At 41.0% G+C, this 22,214-nt stretch carries 16 protein-coding genes; 1 reads left to right on the top strand and 15 read right to left on the bottom strand.

Annotation, left to right across the window (positions count from 1 at the left end):
* Window positions 1-127: 127 nt before the first annotated feature.
* The 10 genes from DWX33_RS07305 to DWX33_RS07260 form a co-directional block, all read right to left on the bottom strand.
* A complete protein-coding gene (locus DWX33_RS07305; protein ID WP_199705239.1) occupies window positions 128-1,207 on the bottom strand; it encodes a FecR family protein in 1,080 nt (359 codons plus the stop codon).
* Between the two features lie 265 nt (window positions 1,208-1,472).
* Window positions 1,473-2,021, bottom strand: coding sequence for an RNA polymerase sigma factor (locus DWX33_RS07300; RefSeq protein ID WP_121961781.1), 549 nt, complete (start codon window positions 2,019-2,021; stop codon window positions 1,473-1,475).
* Between the two features lie 150 nt (window positions 2,022-2,171).
* Window positions 2,172-3,530, bottom strand: coding sequence for a sulfatase (locus tag DWX33_RS07295; RefSeq protein WP_122380122.1), 1,359 nt, complete (start codon window positions 3,528-3,530; stop codon window positions 2,172-2,174).
* A 26-nt stretch (window positions 3,531-3,556) separates the two neighbouring features.
* On the bottom strand, window positions 3,557-4,936 hold the full coding sequence (locus DWX33_RS07290; RefSeq protein WP_122380121.1) for a sulfatase: 1,380 nt from the start codon (window positions 4,934-4,936) through the stop codon (window positions 3,557-3,559).
* Window positions 4,937-4,948: 12 nt separating this feature from the next.
* Complete coding sequence (locus tag DWX33_RS07285; RefSeq protein ID WP_122380120.1) at window positions 4,949-6,355, bottom strand: sulfatase; 1,407 nt, start codon at window positions 6,353-6,355, stop codon at window positions 4,949-4,951.
* Window positions 6,356-6,378: 23 nt separating this feature from the next.
* Window positions 6,379-7,938 carry a RagB/SusD family nutrient uptake outer membrane protein gene (locus tag DWX33_RS07280; RefSeq protein WP_008773708.1) on the bottom strand — a complete coding sequence of 520 codons (1,560 nt, stop codon included), beginning with the start codon at window positions 7,936-7,938 and terminating at the stop codon, window positions 6,379-6,381.
* A gap of 4 nt (window positions 7,939-7,942) precedes the next feature.
* Window positions 7,943-11,320 carry a TonB-dependent receptor gene (locus tag DWX33_RS07275; RefSeq protein WP_122145366.1) on the bottom strand — a complete coding sequence of 1,126 codons (3,378 nt, stop codon included), beginning with the start codon at window positions 11,318-11,320 and terminating at the stop codon, window positions 7,943-7,945.
* 213 nt (window positions 11,321-11,533) lie between these two features.
* A complete protein-coding gene (locus DWX33_RS07270) occupies window positions 11,534-12,523 on the bottom strand; it encodes a FecR family protein (protein ID WP_005867179.1) in 990 nt (329 codons plus the stop codon).
* A gap of 35 nt (window positions 12,524-12,558) precedes the next feature.
* Window positions 12,559-13,152, bottom strand: coding sequence for an RNA polymerase sigma factor (locus tag DWX33_RS07265; protein WP_005854082.1), 594 nt, complete (start codon window positions 13,150-13,152; stop codon window positions 12,559-12,561).
* Window positions 13,153-13,161: 9 nt separating this feature from the next.
* Complete coding sequence (locus DWX33_RS07260; RefSeq protein ID WP_009017989.1) at window positions 13,162-13,806, bottom strand: HD domain-containing protein; 645 nt, start codon at window positions 13,804-13,806, stop codon at window positions 13,162-13,164.
* A 228-nt stretch (window positions 13,807-14,034) separates the two neighbouring features.
* Between DWX33_RS07260 and DWX33_RS07255 the strand changes: the two genes are divergently transcribed.
* Window positions 14,035-15,174 (top strand): ATP-binding protein, encoded by a 1,140-nt coding sequence (locus DWX33_RS07255; protein ID WP_008779958.1) that lies wholly within the window; start codon window positions 14,035-14,037, stop codon window positions 15,172-15,174.
* A 424-nt stretch (window positions 15,175-15,598) separates the two neighbouring features.
* Here the strand turns inward: DWX33_RS07255 and DWX33_RS07250 are convergent, their stop codons facing one another.
* The 5 genes from DWX33_RS07250 to DWX33_RS07230 are packed head-to-tail and all read right to left on the bottom strand — an operon-like array spanning window position 15,599 to window position 22,202.
* Window positions 15,599-16,432: a hypothetical protein gene (locus DWX33_RS07250; RefSeq protein ID WP_008773714.1), complete on the bottom strand. Its 834-nt coding sequence runs from the start codon at window positions 16,430-16,432 to the stop codon at window positions 15,599-15,601.
* Between the two features lie 12 nt (window positions 16,433-16,444).
* Complete coding sequence (locus tag DWX33_RS07245) at window positions 16,445-18,169, bottom strand: leucine-rich repeat domain-containing protein (RefSeq protein WP_122380119.1); 1,725 nt, start codon at window positions 18,167-18,169, stop codon at window positions 16,445-16,447.
* Between the two features lie 11 nt (window positions 18,170-18,180).
* Window positions 18,181-20,103: a hypothetical protein gene (locus DWX33_RS07240; RefSeq protein WP_122380118.1), complete on the bottom strand. Its 1,923-nt coding sequence runs from the start codon at window positions 20,101-20,103 to the stop codon at window positions 18,181-18,183.
* 31 nt (window positions 20,104-20,134) lie between these two features.
* Window positions 20,135-21,118 (bottom strand): hypothetical protein, encoded by a 984-nt coding sequence (locus tag DWX33_RS07235; RefSeq protein ID WP_008773717.1) that lies wholly within the window; start codon window positions 21,116-21,118, stop codon window positions 20,135-20,137.
* A 22-nt stretch (window positions 21,119-21,140) separates the two neighbouring features.
* Window positions 21,141-22,202, bottom strand: a complete 1,062-nt coding sequence (locus DWX33_RS07230; protein ID WP_147425505.1) for a hypothetical protein — start codon at window positions 22,200-22,202, stop codon at window positions 21,141-21,143.
* Window positions 22,203-22,214 lie beyond the last annotated feature (12 nt).

Below are 22,214 nucleotides of genomic sequence, written 5' to 3'. Positions count from 1 at the left end.
TAATGTTTTTTCTTTAGTACGTAATTATTGATTAAACAAAGCTCTTGAGCCGGAAGATATGGCAGTATCTTCTGGCTCTCTTGTAAATGCAAACACGCTTACAGATCATTCCTTTCCCATAGGCAAATTATTTTAATAAAATTATATTATTCTCCCCATCTCTCTCTTGGCGTAGAAAAAGAGATTGACAAATAATCTCAACAACTTCCTCCAAGTTCTCTCTCAGGTCCAATTTTCCTGAAATAGGTATTTCACCTATCTCTTTGCCAAATAAAATAGTCCGGCCATAATAACGAGACAACCGATTTAAGACCTCTCCAACCTTACGATCATTTAACAGCATCAAGTTATCTTTCCAACAAATATGTTCAAAGACATCTACCTTTTTGATCGATATCTCTTTACCCTTTAACTCAAGCATATCATCAGGGCTCAGCACATTCTTACCATTATCGCCATTTTTCACCTCGACCTGTCCTTCCACTAATACAACGGAAGCCGCAGGTTCATCCCGATAAGCACACACATTGAATCGAGTGCCAAGCACTTTTACCTCGATCGTACTCGTTTTAACAATAAAAGGGCGAGAAGGGTCCGCAGCAACTTCCAAATAGACCTCTCCATCCACTAATATCTCCCGCTTATCTTTAGCAAAAACCGTAGGAAAAATCACCCGGGTCTCTGCATTAATATACATTTTAGTACCATCTGAAAATACGATATTCGCACGCCGTCCTTTCGGTACTATTATTTGATCCGGCTCATCAATTTTAGTTTCTTGCTCATTCTTTTCTATTTGGTGTTCCTCTACATTTGATTTGCCTACCGTATCATAAATTACCGTAGCTTCATCTTTCAGTTGAACCCAACCTTGATCCTTCACCAAGACAATCTCATCCCCCGGCAAGGCGCCAACATTCTTTTCCTCCAACAAGGCCAAAGGCAATGAAGATTTATCATGTCCCATCATCCAAAAATAACATCCCACGGCAAGAAGCAACATGACGGCGGCCGCTACGGAAGAAACAAGATAGCGTATACGTAAAACAGAGGTCTTACGGGGAGCATTCAAACGTTCCTCCAGCTTCTGCCAAGAAGAAAGTGCCAGTCGCGAATCCACTCGCTCCTCTTCACGAACTTTACGCAACAAATCTTCTCCGGCTTGCCGAAATGAATCCTTCTCAACCATGTCCTGTTTCTTATTCACGAGATACCTGTTTACTCTTATTACGGATGGAATTCGTTTTGGTACTCACTTTTTACCGGGAAAAATAGCGAATCCGCCATTTTTTTCATTCTTACAACCTCTTTTGCCATCCCTAGGGCACGGCTGTGCCCTAGGGATGGCAAAACTATGCCACACCGATGGCACAGCTGTGCCACTTGGATGGCACGACTGTGCCATCAAGGTGAAAATTCTTGGCACAATATATCTTTGATATACTGCGACATAAAGAGAGTCCAAGAATACATTAAAGCTCCAACGAGAACCACCGCCTTAACTTACGGAGTGTTCTAGACAATAAATTTTTACTGGATTGGTAATTTATGCCTAAAATACCAGCTATCTCATTATGCCCCAATTCATTTACATAATAAAGATAAATGATCTCTCGCTGATGGGGAGAAAGTTTTGTCAAGGCTTTCATCAAAAGTTTAACCCGGTCGTCCGTATCTGTCGTATCCAATGCGATACGGGAGAATAACTCATCCACTTGAAACACGTCCTCATATAAGGAGACATCCTCCATTTTCCTGTTTTTCTCGATCGTATCATACAGCTTATGTCTTAAAGCCTTAAGCAGATATCCTCTGACATTCGCCGTCGGAGAGAGGGAGATATGGTTTTGAATCAAATTGATAAAAATATCCTGTACGCAATCTTCCACCAAGTTCTTGTCGGGAAGTAACTTGATTCCATAATTGCGCAGCAATGCGTAAAATCGGCAATAAAGCTCACGGAAGGCTTCCTTATCTCCCTTCAGACACGATTCCCATAGCTTCTCATCGGATATTTCCATATAGATCATGTAGACAATAACTCCCACAGATTTGGCGCAAACATACAAAAAAACGTTCAAATTCAGTTAAGAGCAATAAAAAATTACAAAAAAGCACGTACACCACCATGAATAACGATGTACGTGCTTCTAAAAAATCACATGGGAAAATCACCTATACCGTTTGCCTTGCCACGGTACCATACCCGTCTGACGGATATGCTCCATCAAGCCATTGAACAAGTTTTTATACGTATCCGAAGATCGTTCCCCGATCGGACTTTGTTCCTTCGGATCTTCCTTTATATTAAAGAATTGGATAGGCTCCCAAGGAGTATTTTGTAAAATCTTGAAATCCCGGTATTGAGATGCGTAATATGCCTGACCTCCATATCGGGAATTACCTTCCCTTCGTACCCAATGCACCATTCGATCTCCGGTATCTTGTTCCTCACCCCGCAAAAGAGGCAAAATACTGATACCGTCGATCTCATGCGATACAGGCACGGCTGTCAGATCGCATAAGGTCGGGAACATATCCGAAAGCATGACGAAATTATCACGTACCGCCGGACGGATCTGGTTCTTCCAATAAATACCTCCGGCTACCCGGATCCCTCCCTCGTACATATCCTGCTTCGCGCCTCTGAACGGGCCGTTATTCGCACCCGCATCGTCCTGCCCTCCATTATCAGAGGTAAATATAATGATCGTATTCTCCAACTGGCCATTCTGTTCCAAGGCCTCATACACACGTCCGACGTTATAATCCAAATGCTCAATCAAGGCGACAATCTTAGCACGCTTCTCAGGAAGTGACGGTTCACGCTTTTTCACCTTTTCCAGCCATTCCTGAGGAGGTTGTATCGGGGTATGTGGGGCATTATAAGCTAGATACAAGAAGAAAGGCTCTTGCTTTTGCTTCATATCCGACAGGTAACGGATCGCCCAATCAGAGAAAATCTCTGTAGCATGTCCTTGTGGATCGATCTCTTTCAAGTTCTCACGCATATAATTATTTCCGAAACGACGATGGGTATAATAATCATCCATCATATCCCCTAAAAATCCCCGGTAGAAATCGAAACCCCTTTCCGTAGGGGTATTCGGAGACTCCAATCCTAGATTCCATTTTCCAACCATCGCATTATGATAGCCTCTTTTCTTCAACATCTGGGGTAATAATACGGCATCCTCCGACAGATACCCCCAACTATCCTCTTTATGCGTACGAATGACTCCCGGCACGCCTACCATATCCGGATAACGCCCGGTTAATAACGAGGCTCTACTAGGAGAGGAGACCGGACAGTTCGCATGGAAATTCGTGAAACGAACTCCTTCATTTAATAATTTATCGATATGTGGAGTTTGAATGTCCTTGGCGGCTCCTTGACAGGACAAATCGCCATATCCCAAATCATCCACCAAAATCAGCAGGATATTCGGGCTATCCGGCAAAGCCTTTGTTTGTGCGGAAGCTGCGGAAAAAGCCAATCCGCAAGCCGCTGTTAGTATATATTTATTCATCTAATCTAGTGTTTTTAAATGTCCCATTACATCATATCACATACGGAAGGCTTGATCTTCATTCCTTTCTTATGTTTCTCACCGGCCTCGATCAGTAATTTCACGATCTCCGGATGCTTATCCGCCTGATTGAATCGCTCTGAGATATCTGTCTCCACGTTATACAACAAGGGTTCTGCCGGAGTCTCGATCTTACAGGTACGCAGATATTGGTCCTTGATCGTCTTAAAATAATACTTCCACTCCCCTTTACGGATCGCCATCAACTCGCTTCCCCACCAATAATAAACTTCATCACGGGCGGAATGCTTTTCCTCAAACAATAATCCGGTTTGATTCACGCCATCCAATACAAGATCTTTCGGTTGCTCGATACCCGCCATCGAGAGGAAAGTCGGATATAAATCCATCGAGGTCATAATCTCATCGTTGATCGCCGGATTGATTTTTCCCGGCATCCAACAAATGGCCGGAACCCGGAAGCCACCTTCCCACCAAGTACCCTTGCCATCCTTCAACGGACCTGCGGAACCACCATTCTCATGCTCCGTCAGCCAAGGGCCGTTATCGCTGGTAAAAATAACAAACGTATTCTCGTCCAAGCCATTTTCACGCAGAGTCTTCAACACCTCCCCAACGCTCCAGTCTATTTCCTCAACCACATCTCCGTACAGGCCTCGTTTGCTCGTTCCCTCGAAACGGGCATTCGTGTACAATGGGATATGCGGGAAGGTATGAGCGAAATAAAGGAAGAAAGGTTCCTTTGAATGATCCTTGATGAACGATACCGCTTTCTCCGTATAGCGACGGGTTAATTCTCCCTGATCCGGTTCCGATTCGATTTGCTTACCATCCACTATCAATGGAGTCGGAGGAAAATTCCGTGCATGCGCGCCTTTATTCTGAACGGGGCTCATATCATTGGAATAAGGTATGCCGAAATAGGTATCAAAACCATGATCCGTCGGTAAATAGGGAGAAAACGCACCTAAATGCCATTTGCCTACACAGCCGGTCGCATACCCCTTTTGTTGTAAAACTTTGGCGATCGTGACCTCATCTTGTCCTAACCCAGCCTTTGAGTTAGGGAAAAGTACGGCTACCCGATCTCCATACAATCCATTTCGAACCGGCAAACGTCCGGTCATTAACGCGGCCCGACTTGGTGTAGAGACTCCGGCCCCCACATAAAACTGGGTCAGCTTCATTCCTTCACAAGCCATACGGTCTATATTCGGTGTGCGGATCGTTGGATTCCCATAGCAACTCAAATCCCCATATCCCATATCGTCACAGAATATGATTACAAAATTAGGCTTATTGGCCGCATCCGAGGCAGCGTTCAAACTCAAGCTGTTCGATAATACCGCCGCTGTTAAAACAGACAATGATTTCAGTGTTTTCATATGCGTATCTTTTTATTTAAGTAAACGGGGAAAAGGTTCATCTATAATACCGGCAGGACGCTGGTTCCGGCCTTCATATCCCCAATCTCCCATATCACTACGAACCTGTTCGATCCATTGATTCATCTTCGTCACTACTTCGGGATGTTTATCGATGACATTGGTTGTTTCCGACAAATCATTCGCCAAATTATATAAACGAGCTTCACCGACTTCCGTTTCCGGGAAGTGAGGGCCTTTGATACGTTCCTTCAAAGGTAAATGATACTTCCAGTTTCCCCAACGTACCGCCTGTAATTGTTGTTTCTGGTAATAATAGAAAGTCTCCGTGGGCGATGCCATCGATTCTCCCTCCAAGATTCCAGACACATTATGCCCATCTATCACCCGGTCGGAAGGAACCGCATAACCGCAATAATGCGCCAATGTCGGTAAGAAATCCATCGAAGTCACCAGATTATCAGTTTCCTGTCCCGCCGGTATTTTAGCGGGCCATCTCATTATACAAGGCACCCTGAACCCACCTTCATACGTCGTACCCTTTTGGCCTCTCAACGGACGGTTCGTACCACCGAAGTGTTCATCCGCACCATTATCGGAAGTAAAGATAACCAAGGTATTTTGATCCAATCCTTCCTCCTTTAAAGTCTCAAGCAAGACTCCCATCGACCAATCCAATTCCTCGGTCGCATCTCCATAGAGTCCGTTCTGAGACTTTCCCTTGAAAGCGGGAGAAGCCGCTAACGGATTATGAGTCATATTATGGCACAAATAAATAAAGAACGGTGATTCCTTATGAGACTTTATAAACTCCACAGTCTTATTGGTATAACGAATCGTCAAGGAATCATGACCGACAGGAGCCACTATTACCTCCTCCTGTTCCATCAAGGGTAACGGACAATACGTACGATCCATATCGTTACTATAAGGAATACCATAATAATAGTCGAAACCCTGCCGGGTAGGAAGAAATGGCAATTGATCCCCTAGATGCCATTTCCCGATACAAGCCGTCGCATACCCCTGCTCCTTCATCAACTCGGCGATCGTTATCTCACCGGGATTCAAGCCTTTATGCGAAGCTGGAAATAGCACTTGCCTCCCTTTGGACATCAAAGGTGTAGGGTCCGCATTTACATGCATGGAGACTCGCCTTGGATAACACCCTGTCAATAAAGCCGATCTGGAAGGTGTGCTCACGCTCGAACCCACATAGAAATCGGTCAGTCGTATTCCCTCTTTAGCCATCTGGTCGATATGGGGAGTACGATGCTTCGTACTCCCGTAACAACCTAAATCCCCATATCCGAAATCATCGATAAATACGATGATCACATTTGGCCTTTCCGCCGCTTGAGTAGCCACGGCCGCTCCGGAAAAAGCTAATACAGATATTAGTTTAGATATAAATTTCATTTCATCCTTCTTTTAGTTGAACATTACCAACCCGGGTTCTGATCCAAATTCGGATTCAAAGAGCGCTCGCTATCAGGAATAGGCAGTAAATCGTAATATTCCAGATATCCATTCGGGAACTTCGTCTCGATCACGCTTCCTTCATGATCTTTTATAATCATAGGATAAAGCGTCTTCCCGATTTTCCAACGTTTCACGTCTGACCAATAACGGCCTTCCAACGCTAACTCAATCCGTCTCTCATGCCTTACTTTCTCACGAGCCTCTTCACGGCTCATAGATGTCGGCAGCAAAGAGATCTTAACGTCATCCCTTTCCGTACGGATCCGGTTGAGGATAGCGATCGCATCCGCTACACTTCCATTCGTCTCTATAATCGCCTCCGCTTTTGACAATAAGACATCCGCATATCTCAGTATGATATCATTGATATAAGACTGCCCGGAAGGAGGAAGCTTTGACTCATCCTGAATCCGATATTTACGGGTACTTAAATGTTTCAACCGATTACCGGCATGATTAAACGCACCTCCCGGATACAGGTAATTAGGGAAACGATAGCCCAAGAAATAAGAACCCGGAAGTACAGCCGTGAAACCTAAACGAGGATCCCGGTTCTCATAAGGATTCTCGGGATCTACAGGAGAGCCGTCGATCGTCTCATAAGCCGCTACCAAATCATCCGTAGGGACATAACGGCTTCCACGGGTCCAACTTCCGGTACCCGTTCCGCAATACTGGTCAATATAGGAACCTTGCGAATTCTCGCCTTCAATATATTGGATATCAAACAATACTTCCTTATTGTTCTCATTCGCCGGATCAAACAAACCCTCATAACTATGGAATAGACCATATTTCTTCAACGCATCAATTTGCTCGACACAAGACAGAACCTCCTTGTATTTACCTTGGTATAAGTAGGCTCGCATTTTCATACCTAAAGCCGCCCCCTTGGTAGCACGCCCCGGCTCGGGAGCATCCACTCCCAGATTGGTGATCGCAACCTCATAATCATCCAGCGCTTGTTGCCAAGTCTCCTCCAAACTCGCCCGCTTCAAGCTACGAGCTTCTTCCGTGGATATATCCGTCAATATAATAGGTACCCCACCATAGGTTTCCGCTAGCACGGAATAAGCCAGTCCCCGTAGAAAATGAGTCTCACCTGAATATTTGGCTTTCGCTTCTTCCGACAAATCCACTAAATCCATGCAGGCCAACAAATAGTTTGCCCGGGAGATTATCTCGTAACATCTTTTCCAACGATACGTTACGACTCCTCCGTCACTAGAGCTCAATCGCCCGGCACCCAGCTTATTAAAAACCTCATCCGTTCCCCAGTTAAATGCGTTAGGGGTAGCTCCATCCGTTATGCCAAAGCCAAACAAGCCTTGATTATAAACCTCTTTTTCCCTCAATTGAGCATAGACACCATTTAAAAGGAGTTTGATATCCGATTCATTTTCCGGGAAACTCGCCGAAGTAATCTTATCCTCAGGATACAAATCCAAATAATTCTCCATACATCCCGTGAAAGAGACACATAGTATAATTGATAAGCAATATGCTAATAACTGTTTCATACTTTTAGAAATTAAGATTTATACCAAATGTAAATATTCTCGGAGTCGGGTAATAATTGGTACCCGAATCAAACGTATTTCTTTCCGGATCATATCCTTCATACCCTTTTTTCCACATAATCGTAAACAGGTTCTGGGCATTCGCATATACGTACAACCGTTGCATTTTTAGCTTTGAGGTAATCCATTCAGGGAACGCATAACCTAATTGTAAGTTCTTCAATTTCAAGAAATCGATACGATGCACCCAAAATGAGGAGTCATACGTGTCCCATGAAGAGTCAAACCGAAGCATCGGTATATTTGAGTCCGGATTCTCTGGGCTCCACGCATCCCGCCATTTATCAGAAATAGTCAGCCATTCGTATTGCATACGGGTCATGCCGCTCTTCGTAAACGCATTCGCCTGTCCCAAACCTTGGAATAAGATATTTAAGTCAAACCCTTTATAGCGTAAGCCGGCAGTAAGTCCATACGTAATTTTAGGAATCGTATTACCAAGTACTTGTTTATCTTGATAGTCTAATTTTCCATCGTTATTAACATCCTCGTATTTCAGATTTCCCATTTCCGGCTTAAGCCCATTGCTATGCATATGTTGAGCGGCTTCTTCGTCCGATTGATAGATGCCAACCGCTTTATAGCCATACAAAGCCTTATACGGATATCCCTCACGAATCAAATAAAGCTGGTCCGGAGAGTTTCCTCCTTGAAATTTCGTTACTTTATTATCGATATACGTAAAGTTTAGTCCTACGTTAAATCCAAGGCGATCTCTGCTCGTCTCAAGATTATCATAATTCACGACTAACTCAAAACCATTATTTTTCATTTCGCCCACATTCTCAAACGGTGCGGTCTTATCCCCTAATACATTTGGTATTGGCAATTGAACGATAATATCGGTTGTCTTTTTATTGAAGTAATCAGCTTCAATATTCAACTTATTACCTAAGAAGCCCAAATCCACGCCAATATCCAAGGAAGAAGTAGTTTCCCAAGTAATATCCTCATCCACCAAAGCGGTTACGGCAGCACCCGGAGCCAATGAACCTCCATAATTATAACTCAAGTCATAATTTTGGGAGATCACTGTTAAATAAGGCCAATATCCTTCAATGGTTTGATTACCTAATTGTCCCCATGACGCACGTAGTTTCAAATTAGAAAACAGATTCAGGTTCTTAATAAACGCCTCTTCACTCAAACGCCATCCTGCAGAGAAACCCGGAAAAACACCCCAGCGATTTCCCCGTTTAAAACGAGAGGAGGCATCGGCACGGAGATTCATCTCAAATAAATATTTATCCGCAAAGGCATAATTCAATCGACCAAAATAAGATGCCATGCGTAGACCTTCAAAATTTCCCTCTCCCTTGATACCTTCCGTTCCCGCGTCCACTTGGGTTAATCCTTCTTTGGGTGGGTTGGTTCTTCGGGCAAATACGTTCTTTATACTGTAATTCTCCAATTGGGTACCAAGGATAGCGGCAACATAATGCTTATCCGCAAATCGCTTGCTATAGTTTAATGTCGCTTGGAAATTATTACGCATGGTCGATACTTGCTCTCTACTCAACACAATACCATCACGATTGTAATTTTTCGGTATTGTCTCTATGCCAGAATCCGTATATCCATAAAGGGTCTCATTATATTTATCAACCATTTTCCAATTGCCATTAGAGGCCCATGTTACTTGTAAGTTCAAGTCTTTCGTAAAATCCACGGTAGCGAAAGCATTTACAGCCATATAATCCTTGGATGTTTTAGTCGCCCCGTTCGAAGCGTCTATAACCGGCTGATAAGTCGTATACAATAAAGTGCCATCATCCTTAATCGCCTCTACTGAACCGAAACGGCCATCCCGGGTATATGGAGCGATGAAAGGAGCCGCGCCTTGTTGCTGTTCGAATACACGGAACAAATCAAAAGGCTCTTGGGAATTCCTACGAGTATAATTCAAACGAGCGCCAACTCTCAACCATGAATTCACTTTATACTCCACATTTGCCCGGATACCGAACCGCTCCGCCTTAGAGTTCATCAAAATACCTTCCTGACTCAAATAGTTCAAAGACAAGAAGGAAGATAGTTTCTCCGATCCACCGCGAATGGATAAATTATGCCCTGTTATTAAAGCATTCCGATAAAGAGAATCATACCAATCCGTATTCGGATATTTATAAGGATCTGTTCCGTTTGCGAAATTAGAGATCAATGTTTCCGAGAAAAGAGGGTTCTCTCCCCCATTCACCAAAGCTTGATTCGCCATAGTCATATGCTCGGCGCTATTCGTCACTAAATCAAAATGACGTCCGATCTGCTGCATTCCGACGTAAGAGTTCAACTCTACTTGGGTTTTCTCATTGTTCTTTCCCATCTTCGTCGTAACCAAAACGACACCGTTAGCGGCCTTTGATCCGTAAATAGCCGCACTAGCCGCATCCTTCAAGACTGTGATACTTTCGATGTCACTCGGGTTTACTTGGCTGAATACCCCTTCTACTCCGTCAATAATCACCAACGGGTCCGAATTATTCAATGTACCCCAGCCACGAATTCTCAATTGCGCTCCATCATCTCCCGGCTTACCCGAATTCTGGCTGATCCACACGCCGGAAACCTTTCCGGAAAGTGCTTGAGAAGCATCAGTGATCGGACGATTCGCCAATTCCTCATCAAATTTGACTGAAGAAACAGAACCTGTCAAATTCACCTTCTTCTGGGTTCCATAACCAACAACCACAACCTCTTCCAAAGCCTGTGTATCCTCCCTTAAACGTACATTCAATGAAGTCTGTCCCGCAATAGCGACAGTTGTTGGCATAAAGCCGATATAAGAAAATTGAAGTGTCGCGTTATCCGATACCTCCAAAATAAATTTACCATCAAAGTCTGTTATCGTACCATTTGTAGTACCTTTCTCCACAACATTCGCTCCAATGATAGGTTCCCCTTTTGAATCGACAACAACACCCGTTATTTTTTTGGCTTGCTGGGTGACCGCATTCGCTAGAGGTTTTTCAAATAAGTAGATCTTTCCATTTTTAACTTCATAACTTAATGACGTGCCCTCCGTTATTTTATCCAATACATTTGTCAATTCTGCATTCGTAAAATTAACGCTCACTCTCCGATTCAAATCTACGATTTGTTTGCTATACGCAACACTCAACCCGGTTTGGTGGGTGATGGTAGCTAAAACTTTCTCCACTTTCGCATTGTCCAGCACAATAGAAACCCGCTGAGCCGAGGCGGTAGCCGTGAAACTCAGCAAGGATATGACTAAAAATAGAAAGGTTAACTTCATGGCATTCGGTATTTTCTCAATTAATATTAAAAGACACCTACGCCGAGGGCTTTCTTGCTTTTCTTTCATATATTTGTATTGATTTTAATAGTTGGTATTAGAAATTTATTTTTAATACGACCGGCAGCCGAAAAGGGTAGGAGCTTTTCGGCTGTTCTTATGTTATCTATTTATGAGGAATCCATACGCATATCTATTTTAAGGTTAACACTCTGTTTCCTGCTCTCCTATCAAATAGACACACGACAAATCAAAAAGGATGAGTCGTTATAGCTAATTTTTTTATTTTTTCATCCGGACTTCTATCTTACCCCCTTTTTCCTCGAATAGTACAGGCGTGATTTTTTCCAATTCTTTTAATACCGTGGTCAAATTGACGCTATCGGTCGTTATCGTATACGTATATCGCAAAGCGGCAGAATCCTTCACGTCAAAGGATATATCATAAGTTCGAGCCAATGTTTTCATTACGTCCGATAAAGGGGCGCTCTTAAATACGAGCACATTACGTCTCCATGCCGAATACATCTTGACATCGTGGGAACGGAGTACCTCACAACGTCCGGAAGCCTTGTTATAAACCGCTTTTTCTCCCGGGCGTAATTGATAAGATTTGAAGGATCTTGATTTCAACTCGATAGATCCTGTCTCTAAAGCGACGAATATAGCTTCTTCCTCCGGATAGGCTTTCACATCAAAGGTAGTACCCAACACTTTTATATCCATATAAGAAAGATCCACGATAAAAGGCCGATTCTTGTTCTTGGCGACCTCGAACCAAGCCTCTCCTTCCAAATAAACCTTACGTTCGGAGAGACCGAATTTTTTCGGATAACGAATACGGCTTCCCGAATTCAAATGGACCTTACTTCCATCTTGAAAAAGCAGCTGCATGCGTTCCCCATTAGGTACGTACACCTCGTCATACCCACCATCCGCCAACAAATCCACTTGTGAGTTTATGCGTATGAAAAGTCCTATAATTAAAGCAATCGGTATAAAGACCGCAGCCGCATACGCTATAAAACGGCGTATTTTTTGTCGGCGGAGTTGCCGCATAATATTCTGATACATTACGGCTGAGGGTATCGGATGGTCGATCCATGCCTCTTCCTCCCCCATATGAATCGTTTTCTCATCCTGATCGATACGCTCAGCAAGCCATGCCTGTCCTTCCGGGGTCTTAAACCAACGAACAACCTCACAAGACTCCTCGGAAGTAGCCTCATTATTTAGCGTTTTCTCTATGATCGATAGATCGGGTATTTTCATATTCATTTTCTTTTATCAATTGACACGCAAAGCCATCAATAGGATGAGTTCCACAAATATAAAAGAAATAAAAATAGTCTCTCGAAATGTGCCCGCAGTATTTTTATCGCTTGCGCATAATGTGTTTTTACCGTGGGGACCGAGATATTCATCTTATCGGCGATTTCTTGATTAGAAAGATTCCCTTTCAGCTTATACAGACAGACTTGGCGTTTCTGCTCCGGCAAGTGATCGATCGCTTGGTAAAAATGAGACATCATATCTTGTTCCTCTATCTTTATAAGCAGTTCATCCTCATATTCCGGCGCTGATTGTACGATCTCATAATTTTTCTCTACGGCGCTATTATTATTCCGGATCTCATTTAATACGTGATTCTTTAGCATTGTATAGAGATAGTTCCTTAAATTCACGTTCACCATCAGTAGGGAACGTGCCTCCCACAATTTCAGAAAAACTTGCTGTACGGCATCTTCCGAAGAATATGTACTTTTCAAATATTTATAGGCCAACACATACAATAATTTATGATACCGCTCATAAATAACAGTAAACGCATCCTCGCTCCCCTGCCTCAATGAGGTGAGCAGATCTTCATCGCTCCGTATGGATTTCTGAAAAAAAGACATTCGAGAAGACTATATAATATACGATTCGCTATTTAACAGACGTTCCGCTTCCTCCTTCATGACATCCGGCACCTGTGTAACCGCACCTTCACTGATCGATCGGATAAATTCCGGATACTCTTTACGGTAAACATCCAACATCCGGTTCGCAAAAACAAACATCATCGTATATTGGATATTCGCCAGCCGATCACACATTTTTATAAAAGAAGCGAATTTAGTCTGCCGTATTCCTTGATAATACAGGTCATTCGCCCGTTCTCCCCGGTTTCGTCCTTTTTCATTCGTTAAGGCGTATACGATTTCCGGAACTTGGTCTTCCAAGTGCTGTCTCACGCCTTCCGGCAAGACAAAGCCTCCCCCCTTGAACTCTTTCAGGAATTTCACGACATCATTATAGGTCATCCGTGCATCTTCTATCGTATCATGCAGAAAAGCAGAGGCATACAATATCAGTATATCCGCCTCGGTCTCAGCTACCAGATATCCGTAGCGAGAGACATACGATACCGTCATTTTCAGATGAAATCCATAAGGCAACACATGATCATATTTCTGATTCACATCATCATGTATACGAAAAGCAGCCTTCTCCATACTGCAGATCCAAGGATAATAACGCTTTACTAGAGCGATAAATGATTGTTTTTCCATTCTTTCGATACTAAAGATTAATCTTTACGCATGGCAATAATACACAGTTCCGAAACCGCTGTTTCCGAAACGACGGTTTCTACAATGCGAAGATATATAAATAATCGAATTAAATCACTATATATCAAATTATTTGCCACGGACTCCCACACGTGCAAGTGAAACATACCGTTTCCTTTCTTTATTATGGATATAATTATTATATTTGCAATAAAATGTATTTATATTATGGAGACAATCGCAATGATGAATCCTTTTGTCGTGGGTAGGTATGTATCAGACAAATATTTTTGTGACCGTGAGGGAGAGACAAGCTTCTTGATTAAACAGATTGAGAACGGACGTAATGTCGCATTGATTTCTCCACGCCGTTTGGGTAAGACCGGATTGATCCAACATCTTTTTCATCAAGAATCGATAGAAAAAAATTATCATGCGTTCTTTGTGGATATTTATGCCACTACTTCATTAACAGAGTTCGTATATCTATTAGGAAAAGCCATCTATGACGAATTGAAGCCAAAGAAAACGGTTTGGACGGAACGGTTCTTTCAAATCATAACCTCATTGCGTGCGGGTTTTAAACTGGATATGGTAACCGGAGAACCTTGTTTTGATATTGGGCTAGGAGACATTCAAGCACCACAAACAACACTTGATGAGATCTTCGCTTATCTAGAGACCGCAGATAAACCATGTATCGTGGCGATCGATGAGTTCCAACAAATTGGCGGCTATGAGGAGAAAAATGTAGAAGCGTTGTTGCGAACCAAGATTCAACAATGCAAGCAGACTATGTTTATCTTCTCCGGCAGTAAACGCCATTTGATGAGTAATATGTTTAATTCCTCTTCCAAGCCTTTTTATCAAAGCGCTATTAGTATAGGACTTGAGCCAATACCCATTCATATCTATGTGGAGTTCGCCAACCGGCTTTTTGAGCAAAGGGGAAAGCTTATTGACAAATCCGTAATAGAAGAAGTTTATCGGATGTTCGATGGCTATACTTGGTTTGTGCAAATGATAATGAACGAACTTTTCGCATTGACCGAAGAGGGTGAGCGTTGTAGTATGGATAAGATAGAAATAGCCCGCAAGAATGTGATTCTAACACAAGAAAGTAGTTACAAGGATCTACTTGCCAATCTTGCTCCCAAACAAAAACTTGTTTTACAAGCTATCGCCAAAGAGGGCAGAGCAGAAGGTCTCACGTCATCAGCATTTATCAAAAAATACAAGCTACCCTCAGCCAGTTCTGTACAATCTGCGGTCAAACCTCTGTTGAAAAATGATTTGATAACACAGGAAGATGGCTTTTATAGGGTATATGACTACTTTTTCGCGGATTGGATGGCTAGAATATATTGACTCTCTTGTATGTAAATGTCAGAAAATAAGCAAATCTTAGTAGGCACTATCCGTTACTGAAGTAAATAATTTACGACTTGAAATGTAAATTCCTTATGCGGTGAAAAATCGGACAGAAAAAGTAAGTAAACTTACCTTATGACTGAAAATGAATTATTTAGACAACATACTTAATCGCTCGCAAAAGGCTTCTCAAGTGGTTAGTTATTCACTTCCCAAGCCGTAAGCTAGCGGCTAGGTATAGCCGCTAGTTATTCACTCGACAAGCCGTTAGTTATTCACTTCAGAAGCCTATTACACCCTGCAAAACAGATAAAATTAGGGAGGATATCTATCACAAACATCCTCCCCTTTTATTGACAACACTTATGACAACATTCCAATGATAAGTGTTATTAGATAATTAGATTGTTAAACAAAAAGCTCAAAACATGATACCGATACCCAAGCACCCTTCAAACATCTTAAAACTGTTTGTTTGCATACCTAAAGATATAGCTAAGTTATTAATCCGATAAATTCCTCCTACCTCGGCCTCTAGTCCGGAATACGAGATTTTCTTGTTCTTCACCCAAATATCTTCGACTGTTTGCCAAGCCACATTCTTATACCCATACCCCGCACCTACATACAAATAAAGAGGGGTCAATACACGCTGCAGCAGACCTCCTGTTATCGCCAAACGACTATATTGTTTATTGCCATTATACCAATAAGTATCCACAGTATTTTTATCGACCTCTTTTTCAGACGAGATAGAACCGAAATCCGATTTCACCTTAATGTAACCTCCTGTCTTTTTAACAATACCAATCATTATCCCGTAAGACAAACGAGAAGAGCCATAACTTAGATTTGGCATGACCAAGGTTCTCAGTTTATTATTTTTATCTTCCACAAGCTTCACCACAAGCTCATATACTTCTTGCTTCCCGATTGATTGTGGAAACTCATAACGTATGACCCCATATTTCTCATGTTTGATGGTAAGACGACGGCTTTTTTCGGTCATATATACAACCACTTCTCCTTTCCTATAAACCGGATCTCCAATGGTGTTTCCCTCAAACTGGAAATCCTCGCCAGTAGTGACCACCTTTATGATCGAACAAGGATTATCGTTCAAATCCAAACGAGGTTGCGTACGTGCCTCTAAATCACGCCCCAGTTTCTGGAAAGATTTAACTTGGATCTCTTGGGCTAAAACGCTAACGTGTATTCCTACAAGAAAAAATATGTATATTACAATGCTTCTCATATAACAGCTTTTTTATAGATCTAAAATAGAAGGTTTAAGCTTTTTTCCATTTCTTAGCAAACTATTAAACGTTTTAGTTCTTACAACCTCATTTATTGATATAATACTTTTTGTAGATAGTCCATTTGGACTAACAAAACACTCGAAAGGATCGACATCTCGAAGCCCTCTAATAAAAACACTTCCTGCTTTAAATCCATTGGAGTTATCATTTTTATTGATTAGATAAATCGTACTATTTGATAAAATAGCATTATAAGTACCTGTTAGCAAAAAAGAAGGTCCTTCACTTTTTATTTCATTAGGAGTCTCTAAAATATCAACTCCATTAATATTATCTTCCGCTTCAAAAACAACCTTACCATTTACACAATATTGCTCTTCATAGGCACCATTATTTGGCATAGCAATAATATATGGAGTATTCGCATTTAAAGAAATCACATTTTCAAATCCTTTTTTAGTCAAAGCACGTAACCAAAAAGGTTTGGCGTTCTTTATTTCACTATTGAATGGAGCTAAAATCCTACCATCTTCATGTATTACTTTTTGTACATTAAACGGTAATACTATAGTTTCCCAACCGGCTGACTCTCCTTGTCCTGTTATTTGTTTAAAATCATGTGTATACATTATCTTTTTAGCTTTAAACTTTTTAGGGCAATAAAATGGCTTAGCCTCATCTGCCGTAAGAACTATTTTTTCCGCAACACCATTGTAAACTATATTATTCCATTTAGCAGGCACCTTAACATCTTTACTTAAATAAACAATACAATTTGGCGACATTCTATCATCAAACATATCTGATATAATATCCATTGAACTATCCCAAAATACATATCGCATAATAGTCGATTCAAAGGCATATGTACCTACGCTTACTACAGAAGCAGGAACTTTGATATATTCTAGCTTTGTATCATTGAAGGCACCTCCACCAATATTTTTAACCGTACTTGGAATTATGACTGATGAGATTGGACAGGCAAAAAAAGCGTCAGAGCCTATGCTTTCCAAACCTTCGGGTAGTGAGATTGATTCTAATTTAGAACATCCCCGGAAAGCGCTACTCTCTATTTCAACTAAAGACTTAGGCAACGTCACAGATATCAAGCTTTCACATCCTTGAAATGTATCAGAAGGAATGGACTTAAGATCAGCTAAAAAAGTTATAGACCTCAGATTTGGACAATATGTAAATACATGCCCTCCCATACTCGTGACATTCTCTGGTATTTCCATAGAAGTAATCTTGCTAGCTATAAATCCTCCTTGATCAATTGATGTTACGCTCTTAGGTATAACTATTTTCTCACAAGGGGAAGATTCAAACAGATTTCTTGTAATTTTATTATTCTCAGTACTTTGAGGATCACTTGAAGACCAAGAGTAAATACCATATTTTTCTCCTCCCGCAACAATATCCGCATTTTCTAAATTTAGCACTTTCAAATTGTTCATCGATCGAATACAATTTATATCTGTTCCATTTATTGGTCCAACAATAGTCAGTTTCTTTATAGAGGTGACATCGGTTACTCTTTCCGATAAAGTTCCAGCATTCTCCAATGTTACGTTTTGAATACTAGCACTCCCTTCCTTTAAAGACATTACAACATCCGACTTTTTAGCCTCATATATCAATAGATCCTCTTGTTGACAAGAATACTGTATTAACATTAGAGCCAAACTACTTAATAGCAGCCAATTACTACATTTATAATTTGCTTTCATCTTTATATAATTTAATTTTTATCAGGATTATCATTATCATTTATATTAGGAGAACCATCACCAACATCCATTTTTACAACATCACTATATACCGTACCAGCTACACTTGTCGCATAAACACGTATATAATAAATCGTAGATTGCTTCAAATTTGTGATCTGCCCATTTAACCTATTACCAGATAAACCCGTATTTATTTTCGAATCAATAACGCTAGGAATAGTATTAACCGTACTATAACAAACCCCACATTCCGTTATTTCTGATTCACTTGTTACAGTAGCCCTCACCGTAGCGACATTACCTTCTCTCGTTATATTCACATCAGATACAACTGGCAATCCCATCGTTACTGTCTTTACTGTTGCTATGGCGCTATACACCTCTTTATCCTTTTCTCCGAGGACATAAACACAAACATAATATTGTGTATTTGGCTTCAAACCTGAGATTGTTGCACTTTCAGAACTAAATTCAAGCACACTAACATTCTCTCCATCTAATTTCGGAGATTGGTTTGTCGAACTATATAAGAACATACGTTTCTTGATAGATCCACTACTAGAAATCGTAACATGAGCGGCAAAACTTGTTTTCTCTACGTTCGTAAATGTTATCGCACCTATAACAGGAGTAGTATCCGCACTTGTCTCTAATGTTTCTATTGGACCATAAGACACCTCCTTTCCTGTCTCAACAAAAGCCCGTACAAAATATTTCTTATTTGGAGATAGACCTGTTATTGTTGCTTTCAAATAGTCTCCCTCTATATCCGTAACTTCTAAGATTGTTGCGTTTTTAAGTTCCGGAGCTCCTGAGTTACTATAACAAAAACCTTTTCTCAATATATTGTCACTTCCTTGTTTAACCTTTGATTGAACATCCGCTGAAATGTCTGTCACATTACTAATCTCTACAGTTTCACATATTGGCTTAATATACTCTTTAGTCACAAACTCAATTCTCTCACCATAAGCTGCTTTTGAACCATTTTTCGCATAAGCTCGTACATAATATTTAGTTTTATCAACTAAGCCTGTCAATTTATACGTAAAATCTTTTTTATCTTTTACAGGTACAAATTTATCCACATCTTTTACAGGATCCTTATCCACAGTCGTATAACAGAATCCCATCTCTTTAATTTCAGAAGAACCACTATTCTCCAACGAGCCACTCAATATAGCCCAATCAGAACCTAAAGCCTCTGTCCCTACTTTATTCGTGAGCACCACCGGAGCCTCAAATCCTTCAGTTGTAAACTCAAGAGTATCTCCATTTATAGTTCCATCTTTATTTGTCGCAAATGGATAAATATAATACATAGTACCTGGAGATAATTTATCGATTGTAACTTGAAAAGATTCAACAGAGACTAATTTAGGTTCAAACTTCTCATCCTCTTGCTTTTTATAAAAGAAACCACACTGAGTAATATTAGACCCTCCATTATCCAATATACCGCAAGAAGCCGATAAACTATATTCTCCTACCGAAAGTATTTTCATCTCACCCAATAATGGCTTAGATGTGGTCAATGTGGTGAAAGAAGAAGTTTGGGTTTTCATCATATTTGTTCCATTACTGACATACATGCAATAATAGTATTGTTTGCCCGGCTCTAAATCCGTTAATGTCTTTTTAAAAGATTTTCCCACAGAAAAACTTTCATCTTTTATAGGAAAAGGCATAGTCGCAGGATCATCGGGAATTAACTCTTTAGAAAGTGAACATAAAAAACCAAAAACACTAACATTACCACCAATACTACCATTAATCATACCTTCTACCACAGCCCCTTTTCTAGAAGGTATAGGATCACTAAAAGTCCCTTCTATTGACGTCCATTGCGGACTTTCCTCATCTTTACATGAAACTAAACACAGACAAGACAATGACACAAAAAGAAAAAATATTTGATTTATCTTTCTCATAACTAATCATCTTAAATTAATCAACGCACTTTTAAATATCAAAATCCTCCACTTGGAATATCTCCTCCTCCGGCAACTTCGTATACTGATCCAGCATCTCCGGCTGCCAAGTACGAACATGAATCTTTGGGGCATCCTCGTTCGTGAAATCCCATAATAAGAATAAGTAACCCACGTCGCTGTAGCGATCCGATGTATAGCCTTGCTTCAAGGTCACTCCATAGAAGTTGGGTTTAGCCGGATGGCGGATCACATTGATATCATCAAAGATGACATTGATTCGTTTGTTTGTCTTAAATATATTTGTAAGGTTAGTCAAGTATTCTTTCTTTGTCTGTTTCGTATAAATAACCTTAGGATCAGGCATAAATTTATTCATATCCGTGGGAACTGCCTTAACCACTTTTCCCGTTATGATCAATGCGTCATCACTAAAAATCTGGTTCAAGAAATTGATATCTTTCGTATTATAAGCCGTACGGAATTGTTCTACATAATCCAAGATCATTTGACGATAACGGAAATCTGATACCGCCTGATTACTTTTCAAGATTTTCGTGTACAAGTTTGTCGCTAACGCTAAATGGAAATCAGTAATCATTCCGTTGCGGTCAAAACCGATTACGGCCTCTTGATATTTATCTTGAGTAGAGTTGTCATCCTTGATCGTCAAGAACAACGGGATATTACGAACCTGAAATTCCTTGCCATTCTTTAGGCAACGCTCTATGACTTCCGTCTCGCCACATCGAAACGGGGTATTGTCCCACAACATCATAATCGTATTTTGAGCGTCCTTGGATATGTTTAAACCCGAGAAATAAGGCTGTGAATCATTCGCCTGTGCCGTATTTATCTCCGTCAGTAACTTACCGATAGACTGCTGCACTTTTTCTTTTAGCGGAGCATTATCCAGATCTGTCAAATAAAATTCCGTAGCGTACTGCGCACGGGCTACCCACGCAAATTGAAAACATACGATAAATAGAATCGCTTTAGCTATTAACTTTTTCATATAGATTGTTCTTTATTGTTCATTAAAAAATCTGGAACCAGATCACACCATGTCCCTTATAATTATTCAAAGAATCTTCCGTATTTGTTTTAAGGTTCAAACGTTCCTTATCTCCTTTCCCTAGAATCGTGATAACCTCGCTTTTCTTAAAAATCGCCAGATAACATCTATCCGGAGAGCGCATAGTCTTGATACGTCCATAGATAAGGGTGCCTTCCTCTTTTTTCTGGTCTAATAAGGAGATCAGTTCTTTATAGGTTTGGATTTCTAATAATTCTTTGACAATAGGGTCTAAAGCCGGAGCCGATGGACTAGAAACCGTAATATCTTCCGGCTCGGCAGCGACCGTCTCTTCAACTTGAGTAACAGGAGTGGCAATCACCGTAGTAGTCACCGGTTCCTCTGTCGCAACTGAAGTTGCAACAGCAACGGGAACCTCTGTAACAACCTCTGTTGGATCACCCGTTACTTCTGAAACTACCTCTTGAGCCTTATCTTGTAATGTAGCCTCAGATTCCCCAGCTTCTTGTGTTTGCTGTGGCTCCGGTTGTGAAGTAACATCCGGCTTCGCATCCGGAACGAAAGCCAATATCTCATTTTGTGAGGCCGTCGGCAATGAATCATTTACCAAAGCCTCCGATACCTCTTCTATCTCATCTGGTAAGATCTCATCTTTTGAGGGTTTCACTTCTGCCAACTCCTCGTTTTTCACCTTCTTTTTCTTCTTTCCGGGGAATAGATAATCCTTCATGATGTAGGTAAATACCCGGAACAGATCTCCTTTCTTGATAGTCACATTCTGGCATTTATCCTCGATAACATCCCAAATCTCTTCCACATCCTCCTTGGGCATGTGGAAACGTTCAGCAAAAATAGCGTTCACGTTCGCACGAAGCAGATCCATTGAGTTTTGTTGCGCTTCCGATAGATTATCTTCCGTCACGGCATCCGCATACACATAATCCTCGCTCAGCTTGATCTCCTTGATTTTCTCCTTATTTTCCTTATCTTGTTCCGTTGCTTCCTGAGCGAAAGCGACGATCGGGAAAAGGAGTAAGATGAATAAGTAACTCAGTTTTTTCATACGCATATCATT

The sequence above is a fragment of the Parabacteroides sp. AF19-14 genome, assembly GCF_003635485.1.
Taxonomy (GTDB): domain Bacteria; phylum Bacteroidota; class Bacteroidia; order Bacteroidales; family Tannerellaceae; genus Parabacteroides; species Parabacteroides distasonis.
This window is presented reverse-complemented; position numbering and strand designations above follow the sequence as displayed.

Excerpts from the sequence above, each read along its gene's own strand:
- DWX33_RS07300 (WP_121961781.1), bottom strand. The coding sequence starts at position 2,021 with ATGGAAATATCCGATGAGAAGCTATGGGAATCGTGTCTGAAGGGAGAT.
- DWX33_RS07295 (WP_122380122.1), bottom strand. The coding sequence starts at position 3,530 with ATGAATAAATATATACTAACAGCGGCTTGCGGATTGGCTTTTTCCGCA.
- DWX33_RS07290 (WP_122380121.1), bottom strand. The coding sequence starts at position 4,936 with ATGAAAACACTGAAATCATTGTCTGTTTTAACAGCGGCGGTATTATCG.
- DWX33_RS07285 (WP_122380120.1), bottom strand. The coding sequence starts at position 6,355 with ATGAAATTTATATCTAAACTAATATCTGTATTAGCTTTTTCCGGAGCG.
- DWX33_RS07280 (WP_008773708.1), bottom strand. The coding sequence starts at position 7,938 with ATGAAACAGTTATTAGCATATTGCTTATCAATTATACTATGTGTCTCT.
- DWX33_RS07275 (WP_122145366.1), bottom strand. The coding sequence starts at position 11,320 with ATGAAAGAAAAGCAAGAAAGCCCTCGGCGTAGGTGTCTTTTAATATTA.
- DWX33_RS07270 (WP_005867179.1), bottom strand. The coding sequence starts at position 12,523 with ATGAAAATACCCGATCTATCGATCATAGAGAAAACGCTAAATAATGAG.
- DWX33_RS07265 (WP_005854082.1), bottom strand. The coding sequence starts at position 13,152 with ATGTCTTTTTTTCAGAAATCCATACGGAGCGATGAAGATCTGCTCACC.
- DWX33_RS07260 (WP_009017989.1), bottom strand. The coding sequence starts at position 13,806 with ATGGAAAAACAATCATTTATCGCTCTAGTAAAGCGTTATTATCCTTGG.
- DWX33_RS07255 (WP_008779958.1), top strand. The coding sequence starts at position 14,035 with ATGGAGACAATCGCAATGATGAATCCTTTTGTCGTGGGTAGGTATGTA.
- DWX33_RS07250 (WP_008773714.1), bottom strand. The coding sequence starts at position 16,432 with ATGAGAAGCATTGTAATATACATATTTTTTCTTGTAGGAATACACGTT.
- DWX33_RS07245 (WP_122380119.1), bottom strand. The coding sequence starts at position 18,169 with ATGAAAGCAAATTATAAATGTAGTAATTGGCTGCTATTAAGTAGTTTG.
- DWX33_RS07240 (WP_122380118.1), bottom strand. The coding sequence starts at position 20,103 with ATGAGAAAGATAAATCAAATATTTTTTCTTTTTGTGTCATTGTCTTGT.
- DWX33_RS07235 (WP_008773717.1), bottom strand. The coding sequence starts at position 21,118 with ATGAAAAAGTTAATAGCTAAAGCGATTCTATTTATCGTATGTTTTCAA.
- DWX33_RS07230 (WP_147425505.1), bottom strand. The coding sequence starts at position 22,202 with ATGAAAAAACTGAGTTACTTATTCATCTTACTCCTTTTCCCGATCGTC.